Annotated in this window: 24 protein-coding genes and 1 riboswitch; of the genes, 13 read left to right on the top strand and 11 right to left on the bottom strand. The window is 70.0% G+C overall.

Features of this window, described 5'->3' with window-relative positions:
• Window position 1 precedes the first annotated feature (1 nt).
• Window positions 2-286, bottom strand: a complete 285-nt coding sequence (locus MKL01_RS28520) for a DUF1150 family protein (protein ID WP_243908553.1) — start codon at window positions 284-286, stop codon at window positions 2-4.
• A 97-nt stretch (window positions 287-383) separates the two neighbouring features.
• A complete protein-coding gene (locus MKL01_RS28515) occupies window positions 384-812 on the bottom strand; it encodes an Hsp20 family protein (protein ID WP_243908552.1) in 429 nt (142 codons plus the stop codon).
• Between the two features lie 400 nt (window positions 813-1,212).
• Here MKL01_RS28515 and MKL01_RS28510 point away from each other — a divergent pair, with 400 nt between their 5' ends.
• From MKL01_RS28510 to MKL01_RS28480, 7 genes are all read left to right on the top strand, one after another.
• Window positions 1,213-1,704, top strand: a complete 492-nt coding sequence (locus MKL01_RS28510) for a hypothetical protein (protein WP_243908551.1) — start codon at window positions 1,213-1,215, stop codon at window positions 1,702-1,704.
• A gap of 79 nt (window positions 1,705-1,783) precedes the next feature.
• A complete protein-coding gene (locus tag MKL01_RS28505) occupies window positions 1,784-2,260 on the top strand; it encodes a Tat pathway signal protein (protein ID WP_409566368.1) in 477 nt (158 codons plus the stop codon).
• A gap of 131 nt (window positions 2,261-2,391) precedes the next feature.
• On the top strand, window positions 2,392-3,087 hold the full coding sequence (locus MKL01_RS28500; protein ID WP_243908550.1) for a MotA/TolQ/ExbB proton channel family protein: 696 nt from the start codon (window positions 2,392-2,394) through the stop codon (window positions 3,085-3,087).
• Between the two features lie 43 nt (window positions 3,088-3,130).
• Window positions 3,131-3,604 carry an ExbD/TolR family protein gene (locus MKL01_RS28495; protein WP_243908549.1) on the top strand — a complete coding sequence of 158 codons (474 nt, stop codon included), beginning with the start codon at window positions 3,131-3,133 and terminating at the stop codon, window positions 3,602-3,604.
• A gap of 4 nt (window positions 3,605-3,608) precedes the next feature.
• Window positions 3,609-4,604 carry a cell envelope integrity protein TolA gene (locus MKL01_RS28490; RefSeq protein WP_243908548.1) on the top strand — a complete coding sequence of 332 codons (996 nt, stop codon included), beginning with the start codon at window positions 3,609-3,611 and terminating at the stop codon, window positions 4,602-4,604.
• Between the two features lie 294 nt (window positions 4,605-4,898).
• The gene (locus tag MKL01_RS28485) at window positions 4,899-5,252 is read left to right on the top strand and encodes a hypothetical protein (RefSeq protein WP_243908547.1); all 354 of its coding nucleotides are present in this window, start codon (window positions 4,899-4,901) and stop codon (window positions 5,250-5,252) included.
• A gap of 6 nt (window positions 5,253-5,258) precedes the next feature.
• Window positions 5,259-5,522 carry a BrnA antitoxin family protein gene (locus MKL01_RS28480; RefSeq protein ID WP_243908546.1) on the top strand — a complete coding sequence of 88 codons (264 nt, stop codon included), beginning with the start codon at window positions 5,259-5,261 and terminating at the stop codon, window positions 5,520-5,522.
• Window positions 5,523-5,545: 23 nt separating this feature from the next.
• On the opposite strand, the gene MKL01_RS28475 is transcribed toward MKL01_RS28480, so the two are convergent.
• From MKL01_RS28475 to MKL01_RS28465, 3 genes are read right to left on the bottom strand one after another with little or no spacing between them, the layout of a single operon-like run.
• Window positions 5,546-6,028: a YaiI/YqxD family protein gene (locus MKL01_RS28475; protein WP_243908545.1), complete on the bottom strand. Its 483-nt coding sequence runs from the start codon at window positions 6,026-6,028 to the stop codon at window positions 5,546-5,548.
• Entirely contained in the window at window positions 6,025-6,180 is a 156-nt protein-coding gene (locus tag MKL01_RS28470) for a hypothetical protein (RefSeq protein ID WP_243908544.1), read from the bottom strand. The genes MKL01_RS28475 and MKL01_RS28470 overlap by 4 nt, the downstream gene beginning before the upstream one ends.
• A gap of 47 nt (window positions 6,181-6,227) precedes the next feature.
• Window positions 6,228-7,304, bottom strand: a complete 1,077-nt coding sequence (locus MKL01_RS28465; RefSeq protein ID WP_243908543.1) for an adenylate/guanylate cyclase domain-containing protein — start codon at window positions 7,302-7,304, stop codon at window positions 6,228-6,230.
• Between the two features lie 313 nt (window positions 7,305-7,617).
• On the opposite strand from MKL01_RS28465, the gene MKL01_RS28460 reads away from it, so the two are divergent.
• Window positions 7,618-8,457: an aldo/keto reductase gene (locus tag MKL01_RS28460; RefSeq protein WP_243908542.1), complete on the top strand. Its 840-nt coding sequence runs from the start codon at window positions 7,618-7,620 to the stop codon at window positions 8,455-8,457.
• Between the two features lie 13 nt (window positions 8,458-8,470).
• Here MKL01_RS28460 and MKL01_RS28455 read toward each other — a convergent pair whose 3' ends face one another.
• Together MKL01_RS28455 and MKL01_RS28450 are read right to left on the bottom strand one after the other, a co-directional pair.
• Window positions 8,471-10,021, bottom strand: coding sequence for a sensor domain-containing diguanylate cyclase (locus MKL01_RS28455; RefSeq protein ID WP_243908541.1), 1,551 nt, complete (start codon window positions 10,019-10,021; stop codon window positions 8,471-8,473).
• Between the two features lie 265 nt (window positions 10,022-10,286).
• Window positions 10,287-12,485, bottom strand: coding sequence for a transglycosylase domain-containing protein (locus MKL01_RS28450; protein ID WP_243908540.1), 2,199 nt, complete (start codon window positions 12,483-12,485; stop codon window positions 10,287-10,289).
• Window positions 12,486-12,951: 466 nt separating this feature from the next.
• On the opposite strand from MKL01_RS28450, the gene MKL01_RS28445 reads away from it, so the two are divergent.
• Window positions 12,952-13,533, top strand: coding sequence for a c-type cytochrome, methanol metabolism-related (locus MKL01_RS28445; protein WP_243908539.1), 582 nt, complete (start codon window positions 12,952-12,954; stop codon window positions 13,531-13,533).
• A 187-nt stretch (window positions 13,534-13,720) separates the two neighbouring features.
• On the opposite strand, the gene MKL01_RS28440 is transcribed toward MKL01_RS28445, so the two are convergent.
• A complete protein-coding gene (locus tag MKL01_RS28440) occupies window positions 13,721-14,107 on the bottom strand; it encodes an ATP-dependent helicase (protein WP_243908538.1) in 387 nt (128 codons plus the stop codon).
• Between the two features lie 180 nt (window positions 14,108-14,287).
• Here MKL01_RS28440 and MKL01_RS28435 point away from each other — a divergent pair, with 180 nt between their 5' ends.
• Both MKL01_RS28435 and MKL01_RS28430 read left to right on the top strand, forming a co-directional pair.
• A complete protein-coding gene (locus MKL01_RS28435; RefSeq protein WP_243908537.1) occupies window positions 14,288-14,761 on the top strand; it encodes a hypothetical protein in 474 nt (157 codons plus the stop codon).
• A gap of 115 nt (window positions 14,762-14,876) precedes the next feature.
• Complete coding sequence (locus tag MKL01_RS28430; RefSeq protein WP_243908536.1) at window positions 14,877-15,122, top strand: PilZ domain-containing protein; 246 nt, start codon at window positions 14,877-14,879, stop codon at window positions 15,120-15,122.
• A 131-nt stretch (window positions 15,123-15,253) separates the two neighbouring features.
• On the opposite strand, the gene MKL01_RS28425 is transcribed toward MKL01_RS28430, so the two are convergent.
• The 3 genes from MKL01_RS28425 to MKL01_RS28415 form a co-directional block, all read right to left on the bottom strand.
• The gene (locus tag MKL01_RS28425) at window positions 15,254-16,336 is read right to left on the bottom strand and encodes an acyltransferase family protein (protein ID WP_243908535.1); all 1,083 of its coding nucleotides are present in this window, start codon (window positions 16,334-16,336) and stop codon (window positions 15,254-15,256) included.
• A gap of 136 nt (window positions 16,337-16,472) precedes the next feature.
• Entirely contained in the window at window positions 16,473-16,847 is a 375-nt protein-coding gene (locus MKL01_RS28420) for a restriction endonuclease (protein ID WP_243908534.1), read from the bottom strand.
• Between the two features lie 25 nt (window positions 16,848-16,872).
• Window positions 16,873-17,550, bottom strand: a complete 678-nt coding sequence (locus MKL01_RS28415; RefSeq protein WP_313901496.1) for an alpha/beta hydrolase — start codon at window positions 17,548-17,550, stop codon at window positions 16,873-16,875.
• 375 nt (window positions 17,551-17,925) lie between these two features.
• Here MKL01_RS28415 and MKL01_RS28410 point away from each other — a divergent pair, with 375 nt between their 5' ends.
• Entirely contained in the window at window positions 17,926-18,228 is a 303-nt protein-coding gene (locus MKL01_RS28410; RefSeq protein WP_243908532.1) for a hypothetical protein, read from the top strand.
• Between the two features lie 69 nt (window positions 18,229-18,297).
• A riboswitch (TPP riboswitch) is annotated at window positions 18,298-18,404 on the top strand.
• 71 nt (window positions 18,405-18,475) lie between these two features.
• The gene (thiC, locus tag MKL01_RS28405) at window positions 18,476-20,362 is read left to right on the top strand and encodes a phosphomethylpyrimidine synthase ThiC (protein WP_243908531.1); all 1,887 of its coding nucleotides are present in this window, start codon (window positions 18,476-18,478) and stop codon (window positions 20,360-20,362) included.

Here is a 20,362-nt window from a genome sequence, read left to right as displayed (position 1 = left end):
CTCAGTGCAGGCTGACGGGCTGCAGATCGTGCGCGAATGCGTTGGCGAGCACGACATCGCGCGAATCGGCGAGCATGATCGGCGCGCCGCTCGCCGAGAGCAGGGCGAACAGGTCGAGCCCGGGGGTCAGTTCGGGGGCCTGCGGGAAGAAACGGCGCACCTCGTCGGACCGGATCGGCCGGACGTAGGCGATATGGCCCTCTCCCAACGCGGCCAGGTCGGCCGGATTGAAATCGGCCGGGTCGAGATCGGCGGGGGTCAGGGGCGACGGGTTCGGATCGGTCATCAAAGCCCTCCTGGGTGGCAGAGCGTCCGCCGCCGGTCCCGAAGGCACCGGCAGGCTATCTGCTATGTGGGGTCTCTCGCCGCGGGATCAATCGCGCTCAGCCGCGGGCGCCGATGTCGATCTTGCGCACGATCCGATCCGGCTCCGGCCGGACCAGATCGATCGACAGGAGACCGTTCGCGAGGTCGGCGCCCAGCACCTCCATCCCGTCCGCGAGGAGGAAGGTCCGCTGGAACTGCCGCGCCGCGATGCCGCGGTGAAGGAAGTGGCGCTCGCGCTCCTCGACCTGCCGTCCGCGCACCACGAGCTGGCTCTCCTCCAGCATCACGTCCAGCTGATCCCGGGTGAAGCCGGCCACGGCCAGGGTGATCCGCAGGCGCTCGGGTTCGCTCTCGGTCCGGCTCAGGCGCTCGATGTTGTAGGGCGGATAACCGTCGTTGGCGGCCTTGGAGACACGGTCGAGGGCCTGCTCGATCTCGTCGAAGCCGAGCAGGAAAGGGTGCCCGAAGGGCGAGGGTCGTGTCATCGCGGCCGTCATCCAGAAGGCGAGGCCTCAGACTCCGGGACATGCCGCACCCGGAGAACTTCGAGCACCTCGGCGATAGGGAGCCCGCACAAGGCAGCACTCCACCGGGCGGGACGCCACGGCAACTTCGAGATATGGCCAAGCGCGCCGCAGCCATCAAGGGATGCCGGCCGCCGGCCGTATCGCGATCCCGACGCCGCCGTCTCGGACGAAGTGGCAATCGCCGACAGGATCTTTGCGCAATCCGTGAAACCGCCACGCTTCGGCGTAACAGTTTGGAACTGCTCTGATTTTCTCGCTGGGCCTTGATCCGGGCGCCACTCCTGGCTACTGCCGCGGCGGACACCCTGCGCCCGGCGCAGACCTTCGGCAACCTTCGCGCAGCGAGACATTCGAGCCCATGAGCGCTCCTTCGAGTCCGGCGGAGCATGCGGCGATGCGGCGCGTGGCCGACGTCTGCGCCGACGAGGCCGACGTCCTGGCTCTGTCGGTGGCCCGGTTCGTGGCGGCCGGCTACATGACCAGCGATGTGGCATGCTGGAACGCCGCCTTCGACGGTGCGGAGCAGTTGCTGGGCCCGGCGGACGGCTGCCGCTTCGTCGCCTGCGTGGTGGCGATCGTCCGGGCATTGCGGGTGGAGCGCGACGACGACTGGTCGTTCATGCCGGCGAGCTGCTGCCGCGTGACCGGCCACGAATGCGCCTTGGTGAACCTGATCAATCGGGGCCGGCGGAGGCTCTGGACCGATCTGGAAGAGGCCGCGGCGGAGATCACCGGGCGGGCGACCGCGCCCCGCCTCGTGGCCGCGGTCCGTGCGGCGGTCGATCCGCTGGATGCGGCGGCCGAGCGCCTCGCGCCGGCGGCCCGGCCAGGGGGCATCGTGCTGCACTGATCCATGGCCCAGAGGATCCAACCGGCGGCAGCGGCACGGGTCGCGACGCCGGTCTGAAAAGGAAGAGGAATACCGTTCGGTGCTTGCCCTGCGCATACCCCTTTACCGCCGGCGCGTCGGGCGGATCGCCCTCGATACGGCGGCCTGCTTCGTGCTCTCGGCGCTGCTCGTCGCCTCGGCGCTGGCCCAGGACGCCACCGAGAAGGCCGCCCCGCTCAAACTGCAGCTCAACAAGCTCGAGGCCGCCGGCGAGGCCTGCCGGGTCACGCTGGTGATCGACAACAGCAAGGGCGCCGGTCTGAAATCCTACAAGACGGATCTGTTCGCCTTCGACACGGAGGGCGTCGCGCAGAAGCGCGTGGCCGTCGAGCTCGGCCCGCTCCCGCCGCGCAAGACCACGGTGAAGATCTTCGACTTCCCGGGCATCGCCTGCAACAAGGTCGGCCGGGTCCTGCTGAACGACGTCCTGGCCTGCGACGGCGGCGATGCCGCCCGCGAGGCCTGCCTCGAACGGACCGAGACGGAGACCAAGGCCGGCGTCCCGTTCGACCGCTGAAGCGGCTGGACCGAGGCTCATCGAGATCGGACCGCCCGGCGGCGCGACTGCCGGGCGGTCAGCGGCTTTCGCCGCACCTAGAACCGTAGGCGGCGCACGGCCGCCCGACACCACGACTGCAGGAGCCCGCGATGGACCCGACACAAGCCCCGATCGAAGCGGTGCACGACTTCTCCTTCCTCGGCCTGTTCCTGCAGGCCGATCCGATCGTGAAGGGCGTCATGGTCCTCCTGGTGATCGCCTCGATCGCCTGCTGGACGGTGGTCTTCGAGAAGGTGATCCGGCTCACGGCGGCGCGGCGTCAGGCCAAGGCCTTCGCCACGCTCGTGCGCTCCGGCGGAGGCCTCGACGGCGACCACCGTGGTATCGCCGGCCACGTGGTCAAGGCCGCCATCGACGCGTGGCGCGATCAGGACACCACCGAGACGCGGGCGGAGCGCCGCGAGCGGATCGAGCGGGCGATGAAGGGCGCTCTCACCCTGGAGATGAAGCGCCTGCGCACCGGCCTGTCGCTGCTGGCGACCTCGGGCTCCACCGCCCCGTTCGTGGGCCTGTTCGGGACCGTCTGGGGCATCATGAACTCGTTCTCGTCCATCGCGCGCAGCCAGGATACGTCGCTCGCGGTCGTGGCCCCGGGCATCGCGGAAGCGCTCTTCGCCACCGCCATCGGCCTCGTCGTCGCGATCCCGGCCGTGATGGCCTACAACAAGCTGTCGAGCGACGTGAGCGCCGTCCAGGGCACGTTCGCCTCCTACATCTCCGTGCTCGGCAACCGCCTGGCCCGCGACCGCGCGGACGCGGCCCACCGCCGCGCCGCGGCCGAGTAGCTCCGCCCCGACACGCCGAACGCAACGGAACCGGAGACGCCCGATGGCGATGGCCTCCCCTCGCGCAACCGACGAGGACGATCTCGACGACATGCCGATGTCCGAGATCAACGTGACCCCGATGGTCGACGTGATGCTGGTCCTGCTGATCATCTTCATGGTCGCCGCGCCGCTGATGACCACCGGCGTCCCGGTTCAGCTGCCGAAGACCGCGGCGGCCAAGGTGGCCCAATCGAAGAAGCCGCAGGAGGTGACCGTCGACAAGGACGGCAATCCCTCCATCGCCAAGGAGGTCTTCACGATGGCGAGCATCGTGCCGCGTCTCCGGGACATGGCGAGCGCCGACAAGGACCAGGTCATCCTGGTCCGCGGCGACCGCGACGTGCCCTACGGCAAGATCATGGAGGTGATGGGCTTGGTGGGTCAGGCCGGCTTCACGAAGGTATCGCTGATCGCGCAATCGCCCGGCGGGGCGGCCGCGGTCCCGCCCGCCGCCCCTGCAGGGACCGCACGTTGAACCGATGAGCACCCTCACGTCGACGGATAGGCCGGCGGGTCTCGACGAGCGCCGTCCGAACGGGCTTGTCGCTGCCTTCCTGGTCGCGCTGATCCTGCACGCCCTTGTGCTGGCCGCGGCGATGTTCCTGCAGCTCGCGCCGCCCGCGCCTCCCGGCGAGCAGCAGGTCACCGTCGATCTCGCGCCGCTCATGACGGATGCGGCAACCGAGGCCCCTGCGGAGCAGCAGATGAGCCAGGCGGCTCCGCCGGAGACGAAGCCGGTGGATCTGCCCCCCGACGACGCCGCTCAGCCCCCGCCGCCGGCCGAGATGGCCGAGGTGAAGCCGGAGGACGTTCAGGCGATCGAACCGCCGCCGGCCCAGCCGGTGGAGGCGCAGAGCCAGGTGATCACCTCGTCCTCGGACGCCGCCGAGCCGCTGGCGCCGCCGCCCACGGAGGTGGCCAAGACCGAGGAGCCGCCCAAGCCGACGCCGGATCCCGCCAAGCTCAAGGCCGAGCGGGAGGCCAAGCTCCGGAAGATCCGGGAGGAGAAGCTCCGCGAGCAGAAGCGCGAGGAGGCGCGGCAGGAGCGTCTTGACGAGATCCGCGAGGCGAAAGCCAAGGCCGCCCGTGAAGCCAAGGCGCGCCAGGCCAAGGCTCAGCAGGGTGCCGAGACGCGGGACTCCGCCGCGTCGTCGCGGCAGAGCGCCGCCGGGCGTGCCGCCGCCGGCAACGATCCGAGCGCCCTGCGTCAATGGACCGGAGCCATCCGGGCGGCGATCCATGGACGGATGAACGCGAGCGCCGCGAACGGCACGAGCGGCGGAACCGCGGTCGTGCGTTTCACGGTCCTGCGATCCGGGCAGGTCACGGGCGCGGGACTCGCCCGGTCGAGCGGCGTCGGCCAGATCGACAGCGCTGCCCTGTCGGCCGTCCGCGGCAGCCTTCCGCCGGCGCCGCCCGGCATCACGCAGTCGACCCTCCCGGTCACGATCCCACTCAACTTCGGCGTGCGCTAAGCTCATCTGCACAACGTCCGGGGCATCACACCCGAGGCGCGCCCGAACAACTCTTCGGCGCGATCTTCGAATAGTGTGCGTTCGCGGACCGAGTAGGCATCGCGGATTCGCCATCGGGCCGGCCAGCATGCTAAAGCCTTGATGAACTCGCCGCTGTGCGCGTCCGACGACGGTGCAGAGGGGCGGTTCAACCGGCCTTTCTCCCTCCCCCTCCGAACAGGCCGGACTCGCCCAGTCACCGTCCACGCAGCCTGCGAAGGACCGGAAATGCTGAGCCGGGGCGAAAGGGACAGGATGAGCGACGAAACTGAGTACGACCTCGACGAGGAGAATGCCACGCGCGATGCGGAGGCGGAAGCCAAGACGCGGGCGGAGAACCGAGCCGAGCGTGCCGAGCGTGCCGAGCGCATGGCCCGTGAAGGCGCCCAGGCGATGGCCGAGCATCACGCGGCACTGAAGGCGGTCGACGAGCGGACCGTCCGCCTGCGGTCGCTCCGCCTCGCCAAGGAGGCGGCTGACGCCCAGACGCAGGCGGCCGAGAAGGCGGCCAAGGCGGCCGCGAAGGGTGCCGGCAAGGGTGCGGGCAAGAGCACCGGCAAAGCCGCGCCCAAGAAGGCTGCGGCGAAGAAGACTGCGGTGAAGGATTAGAGGCCGATGGCCGAAGACCGCAATCGCCGCCGTTTCACTGATCCGCGGGCGGCAGCCGAGGCGGCCTTCAGGGCCGCCACCACGCCGAAGCCGGCCGAGGCGCCTGCCGCACAGCCGGCCCCGCGACCGGCGGCCGTGCCCGGCACCCGGGAGATCGTCAGCCTGCGCCTCGACAGTGCGGTGCTGGCCCATTTCCAGAAGGATGGGCCGGGCTGGCAGGACCGCATCAACGAGGCGCTCAAGGCACTGGTGCCCAACACCGAGGATTGAGGCCGCTGGCCCCCGAAGGGCCATCAGCCGGTTTTCGGGCGCTCCCGAAGGATCCGGTTCACCGACCGATCGAGGGACGACAGGAAGGCCGACCGGTCCGTCCGCGAGAACGGCCTCGGACCGCCGGTGATCGTCCCGGCCTCCCGAAGGGATTGCATCAGGTCGCGGGTGGCGAGCGCCATGCCGATCGATGCCTCGCTGAAGGGCTTGCCGGTGAAGGCCAGCACCGTGGCGCCGGCCTTCACGCAGCGCGCGGCCAGGGGCACGTCCGCCGTGAGCACGATGCTTCCGGATCCGGCCCGCGCGGCGATCCAGTCGTCGGCGGCGTCGAGGGCCGAGCCCACCACCACGCGCACGATCCAGGGCTCGCGCGGCAGGTTCAGCACACTGTTGGCCACGACGTAGACCGTGAGGCCGTAGCGCGCGGCCACCCGGTAGGTCTCATCCTTGACCGGGCAGGCATCGGCGTCGAGGTAGATCGGGGGCCCCGCCCCTTCGCCGCTCACGAGCGCGGCACCAGCTTCGACGTGAAGCCCGCCAGCATCAGGAGCACCCCGAGGGCGAACCGCCCGTGCTCGATGTCACCGCCGACCGAACGCACGATGGCGTCACCGAAGATCGCCAACCCGATCACCGGCATCCCGAAGCGCAGCGCCATCTTCGCGGTCGTTCGCAGGGTCGCGCGCGACGGCCCGCCGCGTTCCATCACCGGGCCGCCGCGACGCGGAGCGGCGCCACGTCTTCGGCCGGTGCCGCCACCCCGGCGGGAACCCGCTCCAGCGTGGCCACGGCCAGCGGCGCGCCGCGGCCGCGCAGCGCATGCGCGCCGAGGGAGCGCGCGCGCACGCCGACCGGCAGGCGCGGCAATCGGTCGAGCAGATCCTGCGAGATCAGGATGCCGACACCCAGCGGGCGGCACAGGGCCTCGATCCGCGACGTCACGTTCACGGCGTCGCCGAAATACGCGATCTTGTGCCGGTCGACGCCCACCTCGGCCGTGACCACGGAACCGCCGTGCAAGGCTGCCCGGAGGCGCGGCACGGTCCCGAACCGCGCCGTCCAGGCCGCGGAATCCGCCTCGATCCGGTCGAGCACGTCGAACAGGCAGGTGACGCAGCGCGCCTCCTTGAGCCCGCGGCTCATCGGCCACGTCACCATGGCGAGGTCCCCGACATAATCATCCACGGATCCGCCGTTGCGCCGCACCGGTTCGGCCAGGGTCGCGAAGACGGCCCCGAGATATTCCTGGGCCCGCAGATCCCCGTGCGCCTCCGCGAAGGCGGTGGATCCGACCACGTCGAGGAACAGGAAGATCCGCTCCTCGGCCACGGGCTTGTGGTACCGGCCGATCATGAAGTTCACGAAGACCTCGCCGCCGATGAGATCGCGCATCCGGATCACGAACACCAGCAGGCCCGACACGGCCAGCGCGTAGGCGAGCACCCGCGCGGTCATGCGGGTCGCCGTGAAGAGGTCGTCCGGCGTCAGGGCGAAGGCCCACACGACCAACCCGCCGAGCGCGTTCCCCGCCATGATCATCAGGACGTAGGCGAGTTCGGCGGCCACCACGTACAGCCAGGCCGGGAACCGGCGGATCCGGGCCTGAAGCCCCGCCAGGATCAGCCCGCGATCGAAGGCAAGGACCGTCGAGCCCATGCAGAGCCCGTAGATGAACCCGGCGAGCGGGGATGCGCCCGCCGCGAAGATGATGTTGTAGAGCAGTCCGGCACCGGCGGCGGCCAGCAGGATCAGAGCCCAGAACATCCGATGGGCCGGCAGCATCGGCGCATCTCCAGCATCGCCCACGGACTGCCCGCGCCCCGAGCCGGGTTCCGCGCGGCCGGCGCGCGCGGGCGCGGCACGCGGAGGCTCCGATCTGAAGGCGCAGACTTGGCGAGATCGCGCCGCCCACTTCCGCCTTCGGCCTGAAGTCGAGCGCCGCGGATGCCCGCCGACCATTGCTCATCCCCCCAAGATGGCGCGAGTAAGGCGTGGGGGAGGATCGAGTCGCGCAGTCACGCCGGACCAGCGGGATTCGCGGCTCGTCGGATCTGCGGGCGCCCGGAGGCGCCGCGACAGGGAAGGATGCGCCACCATGTATAGACGGAGCTTCGGCGCGACGCGTGTCCCGGTGCCGGTGATCGGCCAGGGGACCTGGCATATCGACGGCGCGGATCGCACCGACGCGGTCCGCGCGCTGCGGGCCGGCATCGACGCCGGCATGACCCATATCGACACCGCGGAGATGTACGGCGATGCCGAGGCGATCGTGGGGGTCGCCATCGCCGATTGCCGCGAGGAGGTGTTCCTCGTCTCGAAGGTGGTGCCGGGCAACGCCACCCGTCGGGGCGTGGGACGCGCCTGCGAGGCCTCCCTCCGGCGTCTGGGAACCGACCGGCTCGACTGCTACCTTCTGCACTGGCCGGGCCAGCACCCCCTCGAGGAGACTTTCGCGGGCTTCGAGGACCTGCGCCGAGCCGGGAAGATCCTGTCCTGGGGCGTCAGCAACTTCGACGTCGGCGATCTCGACCGGGCGCTCGCCATCGCCGGACCGGACCGCATCGCCTGCAATCAGGTGCTCTACCATCTCAACGAGCGGGCGATCGAGCACGCCGTGCTGCCCTGGTGCGAGCGGCAGGGCGTCGCGATGGTCGGTTATTCGCCGTTCGGAAGCGGGGATTTTCCCGATCCGGCGAGTCCCGGCGGCCGGGTGCTGCGGCAGGTCGCCGACGCCCACGGGACCACACCCTATGCGGTGGCCCTCGCCTTCCTGACGCGCCTGCCCGGGACGTTCACGATCCCCAAATCGGTCCGTCCGGCACGGACGCTGGAGAATGCCAAAGCCGCCGACCTGCAGCTGAGCCCGGCCGAGATCGCCCTGATCGACGCGCATTTCCCGCGCGGGCCGCGTCCCCGCATGCTGCCGATGCTGTGAGGATCCGGGTGCGTCAGGCGCGCCGCTCGCTCGGGAGCGCCGGCGCCCGGGGCGCTGTCCGAATCCGGTTGCGCCCGGCCTTCTTGGCGGCGTAGAGCGCCGCATCCGCCGCCACGAACAGGGTGTCGGGCGAAACGCCGGCGGCGGGCTCGGCGCTCGCAATCCCGATGCTGACGGTGGCGACGCCGCCGATCTCCGGCGCGTGTGCGATCTGCAGATTGACCACGCGCCTGCGGACGCGCTCGGCCACGGCGCCCGCGGCCGTCGCGTCGAGACCGGGCAGAAGCACCACGAACTCCTCGCCGCCGATCCGGAAGCTGAGGCCGCCGGACGGATGGGTCCGGCGGAGACAATCGGCGACCGCCTTGAGCACACCGTCGCCACGCTGGTGGCCGAACCAGTCGTTGAACTGCTTGAAGCGATCGGCATCGACGATCATCAGTGCCAGCGGCGTTCCGAGCTGCGCAGCCCGCTTCCATTCCACCGCCACGCGCTCGTCGTAGCTGCGGCGGTTCGGCATGCCGGTCAGACCATCCGTCCGCGCCAGAACCGCGAGCGCGGCATTGCTCTCCCGCGTGCAGGCCTCGGCGGCGGCGCGCCGCCCGACCTCCCGGTGCAGCAGGATGGTCAGCCCGAAGGTCAGCGCATTCAGGCAGAGGATCAACGCGACGATGATCGCCGCCTTGTAGAACCAGAGGTTCCGGATGCTGTCGACGCTCGTGGCGACGGTCACGATCAGCGGCAGGTCGGAGAGGCTGGCGAATGTGTAGAGCCGGATCTCGCCATCGAGGATCGAGCGGCTCAGGAACTCTCCCCGGGGGCGGTTCCGGTAGTTCTGGTATCCGACGCCGGCGGCGATGCTTCGTCCCAGCGTCTCCGGGCTCGCCGGCGCGCGCATCAGGAGCGTGCCATCCTGATGGAACACGTTGATGGTGAGACCGTCCTCGAACCGCACATGCTCCAGCAGCGCCTGGAGCGGTTCGAGGAGAATCGATCCGGTCACGATCCCCGCAAACGAACCATCCGGCGTCTCGATCCTCCGGGTCATGCGGATGATCGACCGTCCCGTCAGGCGGGAGCGGGTCGGCCCGGACACGATCAGGCCCGTCCTCGGCTCGGCTTGGAGAGTCCGGAACTCGGGCAGATCGCTCAGTTCCGGCTGGCCCGATAGGTTGGGATTGCTGGTCATGACGACGCGACCGGCCGCATCCGTGACGGCGAGCGCCCCCAGGCTCGAACCCGCCGCAGCCGCATCGAACAGGGTCAGGCGCTTGAGCCCGGGCTCGAGGGCCGCCACGTCGGGCCGCGCCGCCAGACGCGCCGCCTCGCGCAGGCACAGGTCGTAGCCGCGAATGCTGTGACCCACGCCCTCCTCGATCACCGACACGAGATTCCCGGCGTTGCGGCGGGCATTCAGCCACGCGGTCTCGCGCAGATCGACGCAGAGATAGGCGCCGAGCAAGGTCATGCCGACGAGCAGGCTCGCGCCCGCGACGGCGATCAGACGCGTGGCGCGATCTGCAAGATGCGTGCGGATCGTGCTGACGATCGATCGCAGGGCCATGGACATCGCGTCAATACCGCTGCGGTCGAACGCGGATGCGCGGTCGCCGGATCGATGATCGGCGCGCAGTCTGGACGGCGAATATTGAATAAGCCGTTATTGGCTAAGCTACAAAGTCTCGACTTCGCTGCGACCGCCGTCGTCGCTGGAGAGCGGCGGGCCCCGGACCGATGCCGTGGGGAATGGGCGGGGCACCCGGAGGATCGTTCCGCGACCGGCCGGGCGCGGCCCGATCCGGGCCGGAACCCTTCGGACGGCGCTTCGCTCAGTCTCCGAGACCGAACAACTTCTCAATGAAGTTGCGGTCGTCCTTCTGCGCCCGGCGGACCGGGGCGGCCGGCCGGGGCGCCGGAGCGTCCGGTTCGCCGAAGATCTGGCCGAGGATCCCGGGGGGCGCGCCGGGAGCGGCGCTCGCCACCGAGGCGGTCGTCTCCGGCGCCCGGCGCCAGCGGTTCAGGCCCGGAAGCGGCACGGGAGTCTGCCCCTTGAGCGCCTGGGTCATGTAGGTCTTCCAGACCTCCGCGGGCAGGTTGCCGCCCGTCACCTTCTTGGTCAGCTCGCCGTCGTCGTTGCCGAGCCAGACCCCGGTCACGAGGCTGCCCGAGAACCCGAGGAACCAGGCATCGCGGTAATCCTGGGTGGTGCCGCTCTTGCCCGCCAGATCCCAGCCCGGGATGTCGGCCTTCTTGCCGGTGCCGGATACGAAGGTCTCGTGCAGCATCGCGTTCATCATGCCGTCCGCATCGGCGCTGATGACACGGCCGAGGCCGCTGTCGGCCCGCTTGTAGAGCACCTTGCCGTCCTGTCCCTTCACCGCGGTCACCACGTAGGGGATCACACCGGTGCCGCCGTTGGCAAAGGCCCCGTAGGCGCCGACCATCTCCAGCAGGGTCACCTCGGAGGTGCCGAGCGCGATCGAGCCGTTGGCCTGGAGCGGCGAGGTGATGCCGAGCCGCTGGGCGGTCTGCACCACCGCCTTCGGGCCGACCTCCTGGCCGAGCCGCACCGCCACGGTGTTGAGGGACTGCGCCAGCGCCGTGCGCAGGGTGACCGGGCCCTCGTAGCGGTGGGAGTAGTTCTCGGGGGCCCAGGTGCCGATGCGGATCGGCGCGTCCTCCCGGACCGTGTCGGGGGTCGCCCCATGCTCCACGGCGGCGAGGTAGACGAAGGGCTTGAACGAGGAGCCGGGCTGGCGCCTGGCGGTTGTCGCACGGTTGAACTGGCTCTGCGCGTAGTCGCGGCCGCCGATCAGCGCGCGGATCGCCCCGTCGGGCCGCATCGACACCAGGGCGCCCTGGCCGACGTTGAAGCGGGCCCCCTTGGCGTTGAGTTCCTCGGTGAGCGACCGTTCGGCGGCGGCCTGGAGCCCCGTATCGACCGTGGTCTGGACGGTGATGTCGGTGTCGAACTTGCCGACATAGTCGTCGAGCACGTCCATCACGAGGTCGGCCACGTAGTTGGCCGAGCCGCCGCCGCGGGCATTGGCGGGCTTGGCCGGCTGCGCCAGCGCCACCTTCACGTCCTGCCCGGGGACGAAGCCGAGCTCCTGCATGGCGGCGAGCACCTGCGCGGCGCGGGCCTGGGCGGCCGGCAGGTTGCGGTTCGGCGCGAGCCGCGACGGCGCCTGGACGAGGCCGCCGAGCATCGCGGCCTGCGCGAGGCTCACCTCCTTGGCGGGCTTGCCGAAATAGCGCTGCGCCGCGGCCTCGACGCCGTAGGCGCCGGCGCCGAAATAGACGCGGTTGAGGTAGAGTTCGAGGATCTCGTCCTTGGTGTACTTGTGCTCCAGCCAGAGCGCGAGGATCGCCTCCTGGATCTTCCGCGAGGCCGAGCGTTCGGGCGTCAGGAACAGGTTCTTGGCGAGCTGCTGGGTCAGGGTGGAGCCGCCCTGCGCGACGCCGCGGCGGGTCAGGTTCTGGCCGATGGCGCGCAGGATCCCGACCGGATCGACCCCGAAATGCTGATAGAAGCGGCGATCCTCGATCGCCACGAAGGCCCGCGGCAGATAGGGCGGAAGCTCCTTGATCGAGACCACGCGGCCGCCCGTCTCGCCGCGGTTGGCCAGGAGCGAGCCGTTGCTGGCCAGGATGGCGATGTTGGGCGGTCGCTTCGGCACCGCGAGCTGATCGATGGGCGGCAGTTGCGAGGCATGATAGGCGATGAGCCCGGCGAGCCCGATCACCGCCCACAGGCCGAGCACCACGGTGGCGTAGGTCAGCCGGCCGAGCCAGGAGCGGCGGCGCCGGCCGGAGCCCGAGGCCTTCGACCGGCCCGCCCCGCCGCCTTTCGTGCGGCCCGTCGCCTTGGCCGGCCGCTGCGCCGCACCGCCCCCTCGCTTCGCCACGCGGTCTCCTGTTCCCGGACGGTCCTCCCGGGACAGGTGCAGATCGAGTTCGCCGCGATCCCTCACGCGCCCTTCGGGCACGTCGAAATTCGGCTCCATCCTGCCCCGACCCTTGGCCATGTACCCCGTCTTTGAATGATCCGGACCGGCGTGCTCGCGCTGCGACGCCTCGCGGTTTCCGCACGCTAAATGCGGCGGTTTCGCGCCCCGGGCCGAAATGACATCGGGTCGGCACCGCCGTCCCGCCTTCTCGAATCCGTTTGTGACCGGTTCGCGGTACGGTGCGGGAGAAGGGTGGCCAATCGGTTAAGGTTGCTGGCACCCGAACCGGCTCGCCGTCGGGTGTCTCCCATTCCGAGCCGATGCTCCGCGACGGGTCGCGATCCGGATCGGCCTCTCGTCCGCGAGCGGGCGTTCCGCTCCCGCCCCGAGTGCCCCGTGCCGACGATGCGGGCGTGGGCCCGCAACCGACAGCACCGGCAAGGCTCGGTGCTTCGCGAGAACGTGACTGCTCCGCCAGGGCTTTCCCTAAGGTTTTGACGTTGTCCCCCGCCAACGAAATGCATCCGGTGGGGGAAACTCGATCATGAGATCAGGTACAGGTGTTGCTGCCGCGCTCGCGATGGGGCTTCTCGGCTGCGGATCCGCGTTGGCGGCTGGGCCCGAGGCGCCCCCATCCCCTCCGACGGAACCAGCGGCGGCCGCACCGGCCGATCTCAAGAGCGACGGACCAACGCAGCCGTCCAAGGTCCAAGACGGGCAGTACACCGACAAGAACGGCGATCCGACCTACCATGTCACGGAGGGTGGCAAGAAGGTCGATTGGTATACGATGTCGGGATATCTGCGGTACAACGCCAACTGCATCGTCTGCCATGGGCCGGACGGCATGGGATCGACCTACGCACCCTCTCTGGTCGATGCTCTGAAGGGTATGGATTACGCGCATTTCGCCGGCATCATCGTCGGCGGCAAGAAGGACGTGAATGCCTCGCAGGAACTGGTCATGCCAGCCTTCGGGGATAACCGGAACGTCATGTGCTACATGCCGGACATCTACACGTACCTGAGGGCACGCGCCGACGGCGCTGTCGGCCGTAACCGTCCCTCCGATCACGAACCGAAACCCGCCGCCTTCTCGAAGGCGGAAGACGCCTGCATGAAGTGATCGAAGAGGTCGGGAAGTCGGAACTCCCCGCCGAAGCTATGGATCCGACGCCGACCGAGACGGATGCCGGCCGCCGTTCGAAGTTCCCAAAGCCCGCGACGGGTCGGACGCGAACGGATCGTGCCATGCGGCACGGTCGGCGGGGCCATCGGCGCGCCGCGTGACCCATCTCCGCCATCGCGGAGCGTCACCGACCGGGTGCGGCATCCGGCGACGGCGGCGCGCCGAGCACGCGGCGGGCTTCGGCGAGCAGCACCGTGTGGCGCACCGATTGCGGTCCGGAGTCGGGGGTCTCGCGACCGAGGCGGGCGATGCGCGACAGGAACAGCCGCCGCCGCAATCCGAATCGCCCGATGCTCGCCGCGAGGGCGTACAGCACCAGCCGGACGGCCTCCGCGCGTTCCCGCTCCTGCACGACCTCGGCCCGGAGCGCCTCCTCGCGCCGAAGCGACGCCTCCAGGTCGCGCTGCAGCGCGACGCCGCGCGACGCGTCCCCGTGCAGCGCGTCGAGCTGCAATCGACAGTCCTGCAGCGCACTGAGCAGCATGAGCTCGTGCGCGGATGCGTCCCTCATCAAGTCCTCCCGAGACGCAGTCCTGGTCCCACAGCGGGCGGGGTGCCGCTCATCGTCAGATCCCGGCACCTCGACCGGACCGGCCGCCGCCCGAGGGGACGCATAGCGAGCTTGGCCACTGGCCGGAAGCCGCCATTCGGCCTATGCGGCGCGGTGACCGCGAACTGGTGGGAATCGGGGATGCACAATCGGATCGTCCTGGCCTTGGAAATCGTCGCGCTCGGGTCGGGCCTGCTCGCCTCCGCGCCGGCGCAGGCCTACCAGCTCGACACGGTGAACTTGGTCGGCTGCGCGCAGGATGGCGGCGTCTGCCGGATGCCCTACCCGACCAACGTCTATTACGGCGTCCCCGGCCGAACCAACGGCCGGCCGTTCCCGCAGGGCGGCGTGGTTCCCTGCAACAGCCAGACCTTCGGCGATCCCGCGCCGGGGCAGCCCAAGAGCTGCTGGTATGCGCCGCGGATCATCGCCGGCGGGGGCGGCGATCGCTATCGGGACGACGATGACGGTCCCCGCCGCGGCTACGACGACCGTCCCCGCCGGGACGATTACCGGGACCGCCGCGATTACGACCGCCCGCCGGTGCGACGCCCCTACGACGAGGATTACGGACCTGTTCGGCGTCGCTACAACGAAGATCGGGACGAAGATTGAATTCACGACATCAACAGCGGTCGGTCTGACGTATCAAGCCTGTTAACCGCCGTCGGGCACGGTCGGACGTCGCCGGGTCCCGCTCTGCGGGTCTAGGCCGGCGAGGGAGAGCCCGATGACGGAGAATCGCCGCGGCGCTTTCCGCAGCAACGCCTTCACGTTCGGCGCCCTCCTGCTCGCTGGCGGTGAGGTCGGCTGCCTGGTCTGGGATGCGACCGAAGCGGGCGCCCAGATCGAGGTGCCGGACGATCAGCCGGTGCCCGATCGCTTTCCGCTGCGGCTCACGGAGGGCGGCGTCCCGCGGCCAGCCACGGTGGCGTGGCGCCTTCACCGGCGGATCGGGATCGCGTTCGAGAGCTGACGGCGCAGACCCTCTGCCATCGCGACGGGCCCGGCGAACGATCCGGTTCGCGCCTCGGCGCGTGACGCCCCGCCGACCCGGGCCCGGCGCCGCGCGCTCGGTGACGGGGCGGGCTGCGTCGACCGAAGGCTTCAGCCGGACAGTCCGGTCGCCCGCAGCGCCGGGCTCGTGGGTACGTTGGTCGCGGCGAGCCGGAAGCGGGCCGGCCGCACGAACAGGAATTTCAGCGGCGTCCCGCGCACCAGCCGCTCGAGCAGCAGCGGCAGCAGGACGGCCGAAATCATGACGGTCAGGCTCGCCAGTCCGATATCCGCGATGACGCCCGTTCGGACCAGGATCTCGCGCGTCGCGGCCATCGGCAGCGAGAAGGCCAGATAGATCACGATGGAGCGCTGCCCGCAGAATCGGATCGATTCGGCGATGGGCCCGCCGGTCCGGGTGATGAGTGCCGCCGCCACGACGATCGCCAGGGCGCCGAGGCCGCCCAGGGCGAGGCCGACCAGCGGCAGGCTGGCCAGGGTCGGATAGGTCGGTTCGGTCGACGGCGTCAGGGCGAGCCACCCCTCCGCCACCGCCCAGGCGGCGAGGCCGCACAGCGCCAGGCCCACGCGCCGCCGCGCGGTATCGGCCAGGGCGAAGATCCGCTCCGCGAACAGGTAGCCGGCGACGAAGTAGACGTATCTTGCGCAGAACTCCTCGATCAGCGTCGAGCCGCTGCGGATATCGGCGATCTGCAGCAGGGCGGCGCCGCCCAGGAGCAGCGCGGCGGGCATCCGGCGCAGCAGCTTGGTCACCACGGAGAACACCGCCAGCAGGTAGATGAACCACAGGCTGGAATAGGGCTCGACCAGGGCGTGCGCGAGGTGGGCGGCGAAGGCCGCGGAGCCGTCGTCACCGACGATCTTCCCGTACCGCGCCGCGGATTGGATGACGAGCCAGAGCAGGTAGAAGTAGGCGAAATGGACCACCCGCCGGTCCGAGAACAGGCACCAGTCGCGATCGATGACCCGGCCCATGAACAGGCCGGACAGCAGGAAGAAATCCGGGATCCGGAACGGTTTCGCGAAGGCGACGACCGCGTGCAGGAAGCCCTCCCCGCCCATGGCCTCGCCCGTGCCGGTGACGGAATGCATCATCACCACCAGCAGGATGCAGATGCCCTTCGCGACATCGACCCAGGCCAGCCGACCCGTCGTGTCCCCCGCCTGATCCATCGCCCCGGTCCCCGCAACCGGACGACCCTGCCTCGACAGGGTTGACGGGCCTGTACCATCGGCCGCCGACCTGCGAATTTGCACAACGCGCGGTAAACGCCGGCGCGATTTGGTGCGGGCTGGCGCGGATCGGGGGTCAGGTCCGGCGCTTCGCCGCGCGCCGGCCGCGGGTCATCCGGGTGGCGGCGTGGAAATCGTCGGGCTTGCCCCGCACCCAGGCGAGGAACCGGGCGATCTCCGGATCGGCGCGCAACGCCTCCACCTCGGCCAGCCGCTTCGCGATCTCGGCCTCGCTGTAACGGGCATGGATCGCGGAATGGCAGATCTGATGAAGCCGCACCGTCCCCTGGTGAACCCCGCCCTTCAGCTTCGGCGTCAGGTGATGGAGGCTTGAGCGGGCGCGGGGCGGGATCGGCCGCTGGCACAGGGGGCAGACCGGATCGGTCCGGTGGGCCAATCCAGGCCCCTCGGGATCATCGGCACACCAGCGCCGGGAGCGCCGTCCAACCATACGCCGTGTCCTCGCATCGCTACCGTTACCGCACCTTCTCCCCCGCCTGTGTGCAGGCCGGGACGAGGCCGCGTCCGAAGAGCGCCACGGCCTCGCGATCCCGGACGCCCAGGATGGAGACGTGGTCGCCGGGGACGAGCTCGACCAGCGCCCGCGGACCGGCCGCCCGGGCGAGCAGAAGGGCGAGCTTGGCCGGCACCACCATGTCGTCGCGACCCTGTACGATCAGGACGGGCGTGGTCCCGGCACGGATGCGCAGGTCGGAACGGTACGTGTCGCGCAGGAGCCAGGACGGAGCCAGCGGGACATGCAGCCGCACCGTGTGCGTCATCGAGTCGAAAGGCGCCTCCAGGTAGAGGCCGATCGCAGGCATGCGTTCGGCGACCGCCACCGCGACGGCGGCGCCCAGGGAATGGCCGTGCAGCAGGATCGGCGCGCCCGGCGCGCGCTCGGCGACGGCCGCGACCGCCGCCAATCCGTCGCGGATCAAGCCGTCCTCGCTGGGCTCCCCGGTCGAGCCCGGATAGCCCCGGTAGGCCGGCGCCAGCAGGCCCCAGCCTGCGGCATCCCAGGGGTCGGCGGCGAACCGTTCGGCATGCGGCTCGGGCCGGGACCCGTTGCCATGGAAGCTGACCACCACGCCGCAGCCGGGGGCGGGCGAACGCCAGAGCGCATGGAGCCGCTCGCCATCCGCGGTCGTCAATAGGATCCGCCCGGTCCCCGGCGGAACGGCAAGGACGGCCGTCGGCTCGATGCCGCGGAAAGCGCCCGGATAGATCAACCGCCTTTGAAGAATAAAGAGTGCCGCCATGGCCGAAGCCGTCAGCAGCATCGATGCGGATAAAACCACGAGAACGAGACGCATCGCTGCCTTTTCATTCTAGGTAAGTGTCGCGACGAGCGCGCGCTATTCGGGACGACGGCGTTTCTGCTTTTCCCCTATGGCGCCTCCGCTTGCCAACGCAGGCCGACTGCGTTTTCTCGACGGCGCCATCGGTAAAGCCGACTCGGGGCCCATGCCAGGTTCGATCAACGTCCGTGCGGCGGTCAGTCCGGTCGCCTGCGTTTCAACGTCCTGATGCTCTTCCTGACCTTCGCGGTGCTGGGGCTGAGCCTCGACCGCGACTGGATCGGCGGCTCGGGTGTCACCTTCGCGTCGAACCTGACCGTCTGGATGCCGAGCCTGTGCCTGCATGAGTTCGGCCGTGCCGGGGTGGCGTGGAGAGGCGGCGACGACACGATTCCTGCCACCGGGTATCTGCTCTTGGACCCGCGCCGCTACATCGATCCGTTGTTCCCCGTGGTGATGCCGATCGTCTTCCTGGCGCGCGACGGCTTGGGCTTCCCGGCGGCGGCGGGGCCGGCGATGCAAATCTGGTGACCGAGACGCCGCTGTCAGGGGGCCGGTTCGCCACAGCATTGACAAAGCCCGTCCCCGGCCCGAGTCTTGAACCGTTCCGAGGGGGGCCCCTGAAGGGGGCTGAGATTGGGCACGCTGCCCTGACCCTTGAACCTGATCCGGCTCATACCGGCGGAGGGACGGGAACCTGCGGGCGCATCTTCAGCGACCGACTCTCATCTCGCCCATCGCGTGGATCGGATTGCTCCGGAGCGAGGAGAGGCCCACGATGAACGCACCCGTTCTCCCCAAGGACGTGAAAGGCAGCCCCGAGGCCGTGACCACCGGTCCGGTCACCGGATCGCGCAAGGTCTACGCGAGCCCGGTCGGCAGGCCGGACATCCGCGTGCCCTATCGCGAGATCGCCCTCTCCGATCCCAAGGAGGCGCCGGTGCGGGTCTACGATCCGTCGGGCCCCTATACCGAGACCGAAGCGCGCATCGACCTGAGCGCCGGTCTCTCCGGCGTGCGCGAGCCGTGGATCGCGGCGCGCGGCTACGCCGCCGTCGAGCCCCGCGCGGTCAAGCCGGAGGACAACGGCTTCGCGGGCGACAAGCTCGTGGCCCCCTGCCCGGCCACCCGGACGATCCGCAAGGCCGCCCCCGGCCAGATGGTCACGCAGTACGAGTTCGCCCGCGCCGGGATCATCACCGAGGAGATGATCTACGTCGCCCACCGGGAGAACGCGTGCCGCGACGCGATGCTGGAAAACGCGGAGGCGATTCTGGCCGACGGCCAGAGCTTCGGCGCCTCGGTGCCGCCGTTCATCACCCCGGAATTCGTGCGGGACGAGATCGCCCGCGGCCGGGCGATCATCCCGGCCAACATCAACCACACCGAACTGGAGCCGATGGCGATCGGCCGGAACTTTCTGGTCAAGATCAACGCCAATATCGGCAACTCCGCGGTGACGTCGTCCGCGGCCGAAGAGGTCGAAAAGCTGGTCTGGTCGATCCGCTGGGGCGCCGACACGGTCATGGACCTGTCGACCGGCCGCAACATCCACAACATCCGCTCGTGGATCATCCGCAACAGCCCGGTGCCGATCGGGACCGTGCCGATCTACCAGGCCCTGGAGAAGGTCGGCGGCGACCCGCTCAAGCTCGACTGGGAGGTGTTCAAGGACACGCTGATCGAGCAGGCCGAGCAGGGGATCGACTACTTCACCATCCATGCCGGCGTTCGGCTGGCCCACGTGCCGCTCACCGCCCGGCGCGTCACCGGCATCGTCTCGCGCGGCGGTTCGATCATGGCGCGCTGGTGCCTCGCCGGGCACCGGGAGTCGTTCCTGTACGAGCATTTCGACGAGATCTGCGACATCATGCGGGCCTACGACGTGTCGTTCTCGCTGGGCGACGGCCTGCGCCCGGGCTCCATCGCGGATGCCAACGACGCCGCGCAGTTCGGCGAGCTGGAGACGCTGGGCGAACTCACCAAGGTGGCCTGGGACAAGGGCTGCCAGGTGATGATCGAGGGCCCCGGCCACGTGCCGATGCACAAGATCAAGGTCAACATGGAGAAGCAGCTGCGGGAATGCGGCGAGGCGCCGTTCTACACGCTGGGCCCGCTGACCACCGACATCGCCCCCGGCTACGACCACATCACCTCGGGCATCGGCGCCGCCATGATCGGCTGGTTCGGGACCGCGATGCTCTGCTACGTGACCCCGAAGGAGCATCTCGGCCTGCCCGACCGGGACGATGTGAAGACCGGCGTCATCACCTACAAGATCGCCGCCCACGCCGCCGATCTGGCCAAGGGCCACCCGGCCGCGCAGCTGCGCGACGACGCGCTCAGCCGCGCGCGGTTCGACTTCCGCTGGGAGGACCAGTTCAATCTGGGCCTCGATCCGGATACCGCCCGCCGCTACCACGACGAGACTCTGCCCAAGGACGCCCACAAGGTCGCGCATTTCTGCTCCATGTGCGGACCGAAATTCTGCTCGATGAAAATCACGCAGGATCTCCGCGCCGAGGTGCTGGCGATGGAGGAGGCCGGCGCGGTCGTGGGCGCGGCGCCCGCCATGTCGCAGGCCGAGGCCGAGGCCGGCATGCGGGCGAAGTCGCAGGAGTTCCTGGCCGAGGGCGGGAAGCTCTACGTCGACGCCGCCGAGTGA

Origin of the sequence: Methylobacterium sp. J-070, from assembly GCF_022829385.1 — a bacterium.
In the GTDB taxonomy this organism is placed as follows: Bacteria; Pseudomonadota; Alphaproteobacteria; order Rhizobiales; family Beijerinckiaceae; genus Methylobacterium.
The sequence above is the reverse complement of the archived record's forward strand: the minus strand, read 5'-3'. Positions and strand labels throughout refer to the sequence as shown.

Excerpts from the sequence above, each read along its gene's own strand:
- MKL01_RS28520 (WP_243908553.1), bottom strand. The coding sequence starts at position 286 with ATGACCGATCCGAACCCGTCGCCCCTGACCCCCGCCGATCTCGACCCG.
- MKL01_RS28515 (WP_243908552.1), bottom strand. The coding sequence starts at position 812 with ATGACACGACCCTCGCCCTTCGGGCACCCTTTCCTGCTCGGCTTCGAC.
- MKL01_RS28510 (WP_243908551.1), top strand. The coding sequence starts at position 1,213 with ATGAGCGCTCCTTCGAGTCCGGCGGAGCATGCGGCGATGCGGCGCGTG.
- MKL01_RS28500 (WP_243908550.1), top strand. The coding sequence starts at position 2,392 with ATGGACCCGACACAAGCCCCGATCGAAGCGGTGCACGACTTCTCCTTC.
- MKL01_RS28495 (WP_243908549.1), top strand. The coding sequence starts at position 3,131 with ATGGCGATGGCCTCCCCTCGCGCAACCGACGAGGACGATCTCGACGAC.
- MKL01_RS28490 (WP_243908548.1), top strand. The coding sequence starts at position 3,609 with ATGAGCACCCTCACGTCGACGGATAGGCCGGCGGGTCTCGACGAGCGC.
- MKL01_RS28485 (WP_243908547.1), top strand. The coding sequence starts at position 4,899 with ATGAGCGACGAAACTGAGTACGACCTCGACGAGGAGAATGCCACGCGC.
- MKL01_RS28480 (WP_243908546.1), top strand. The coding sequence starts at position 5,259 with ATGGCCGAAGACCGCAATCGCCGCCGTTTCACTGATCCGCGGGCGGCA.
- MKL01_RS28470 (WP_243908544.1), bottom strand. The coding sequence starts at position 6,180 with ATGGCGCTGCGCTTCGGGATGCCGGTGATCGGGTTGGCGATCTTCGGT.
- MKL01_RS28465 (WP_243908543.1), bottom strand. The coding sequence starts at position 7,304 with ATGCTGCCGGCCCATCGGATGTTCTGGGCTCTGATCCTGCTGGCCGCC.
- MKL01_RS28460 (WP_243908542.1), top strand. The coding sequence starts at position 7,618 with ATGTATAGACGGAGCTTCGGCGCGACGCGTGTCCCGGTGCCGGTGATC.
- MKL01_RS28455 (WP_243908541.1), bottom strand. The coding sequence starts at position 10,021 with ATGGCCCTGCGATCGATCGTCAGCACGATCCGCACGCATCTTGCAGAT.
- MKL01_RS28450 (WP_243908540.1), bottom strand. The coding sequence starts at position 12,485 with ATGGCCAAGGGTCGGGGCAGGATGGAGCCGAATTTCGACGTGCCCGAA.
- MKL01_RS28445 (WP_243908539.1), top strand. The coding sequence starts at position 12,952 with ATGAGATCAGGTACAGGTGTTGCTGCCGCGCTCGCGATGGGGCTTCTC.
- MKL01_RS28440 (WP_243908538.1), bottom strand. The coding sequence starts at position 14,107 with ATGAGGGACGCATCCGCGCACGAGCTCATGCTGCTCAGTGCGCTGCAG.
- MKL01_RS28435 (WP_243908537.1), top strand. The coding sequence starts at position 14,288 with ATGCACAATCGGATCGTCCTGGCCTTGGAAATCGTCGCGCTCGGGTCG.
- MKL01_RS28430 (WP_243908536.1), top strand. The coding sequence starts at position 14,877 with ATGACGGAGAATCGCCGCGGCGCTTTCCGCAGCAACGCCTTCACGTTC.
- MKL01_RS28425 (WP_243908535.1), bottom strand. The coding sequence starts at position 16,336 with ATGGATCAGGCGGGGGACACGACGGGTCGGCTGGCCTGGGTCGATGTC.
- MKL01_RS28420 (WP_243908534.1), bottom strand. The coding sequence starts at position 16,847 with ATGGTTGGACGGCGCTCCCGGCGCTGGTGTGCCGATGATCCCGAGGGG.
- MKL01_RS28410 (WP_243908532.1), top strand. The coding sequence starts at position 17,926 with ATGCTCTTCCTGACCTTCGCGGTGCTGGGGCTGAGCCTCGACCGCGAC.
- thiC (WP_243908531.1), top strand. The coding sequence starts at position 18,476 with ATGAACGCACCCGTTCTCCCCAAGGACGTGAAAGGCAGCCCCGAGGCC.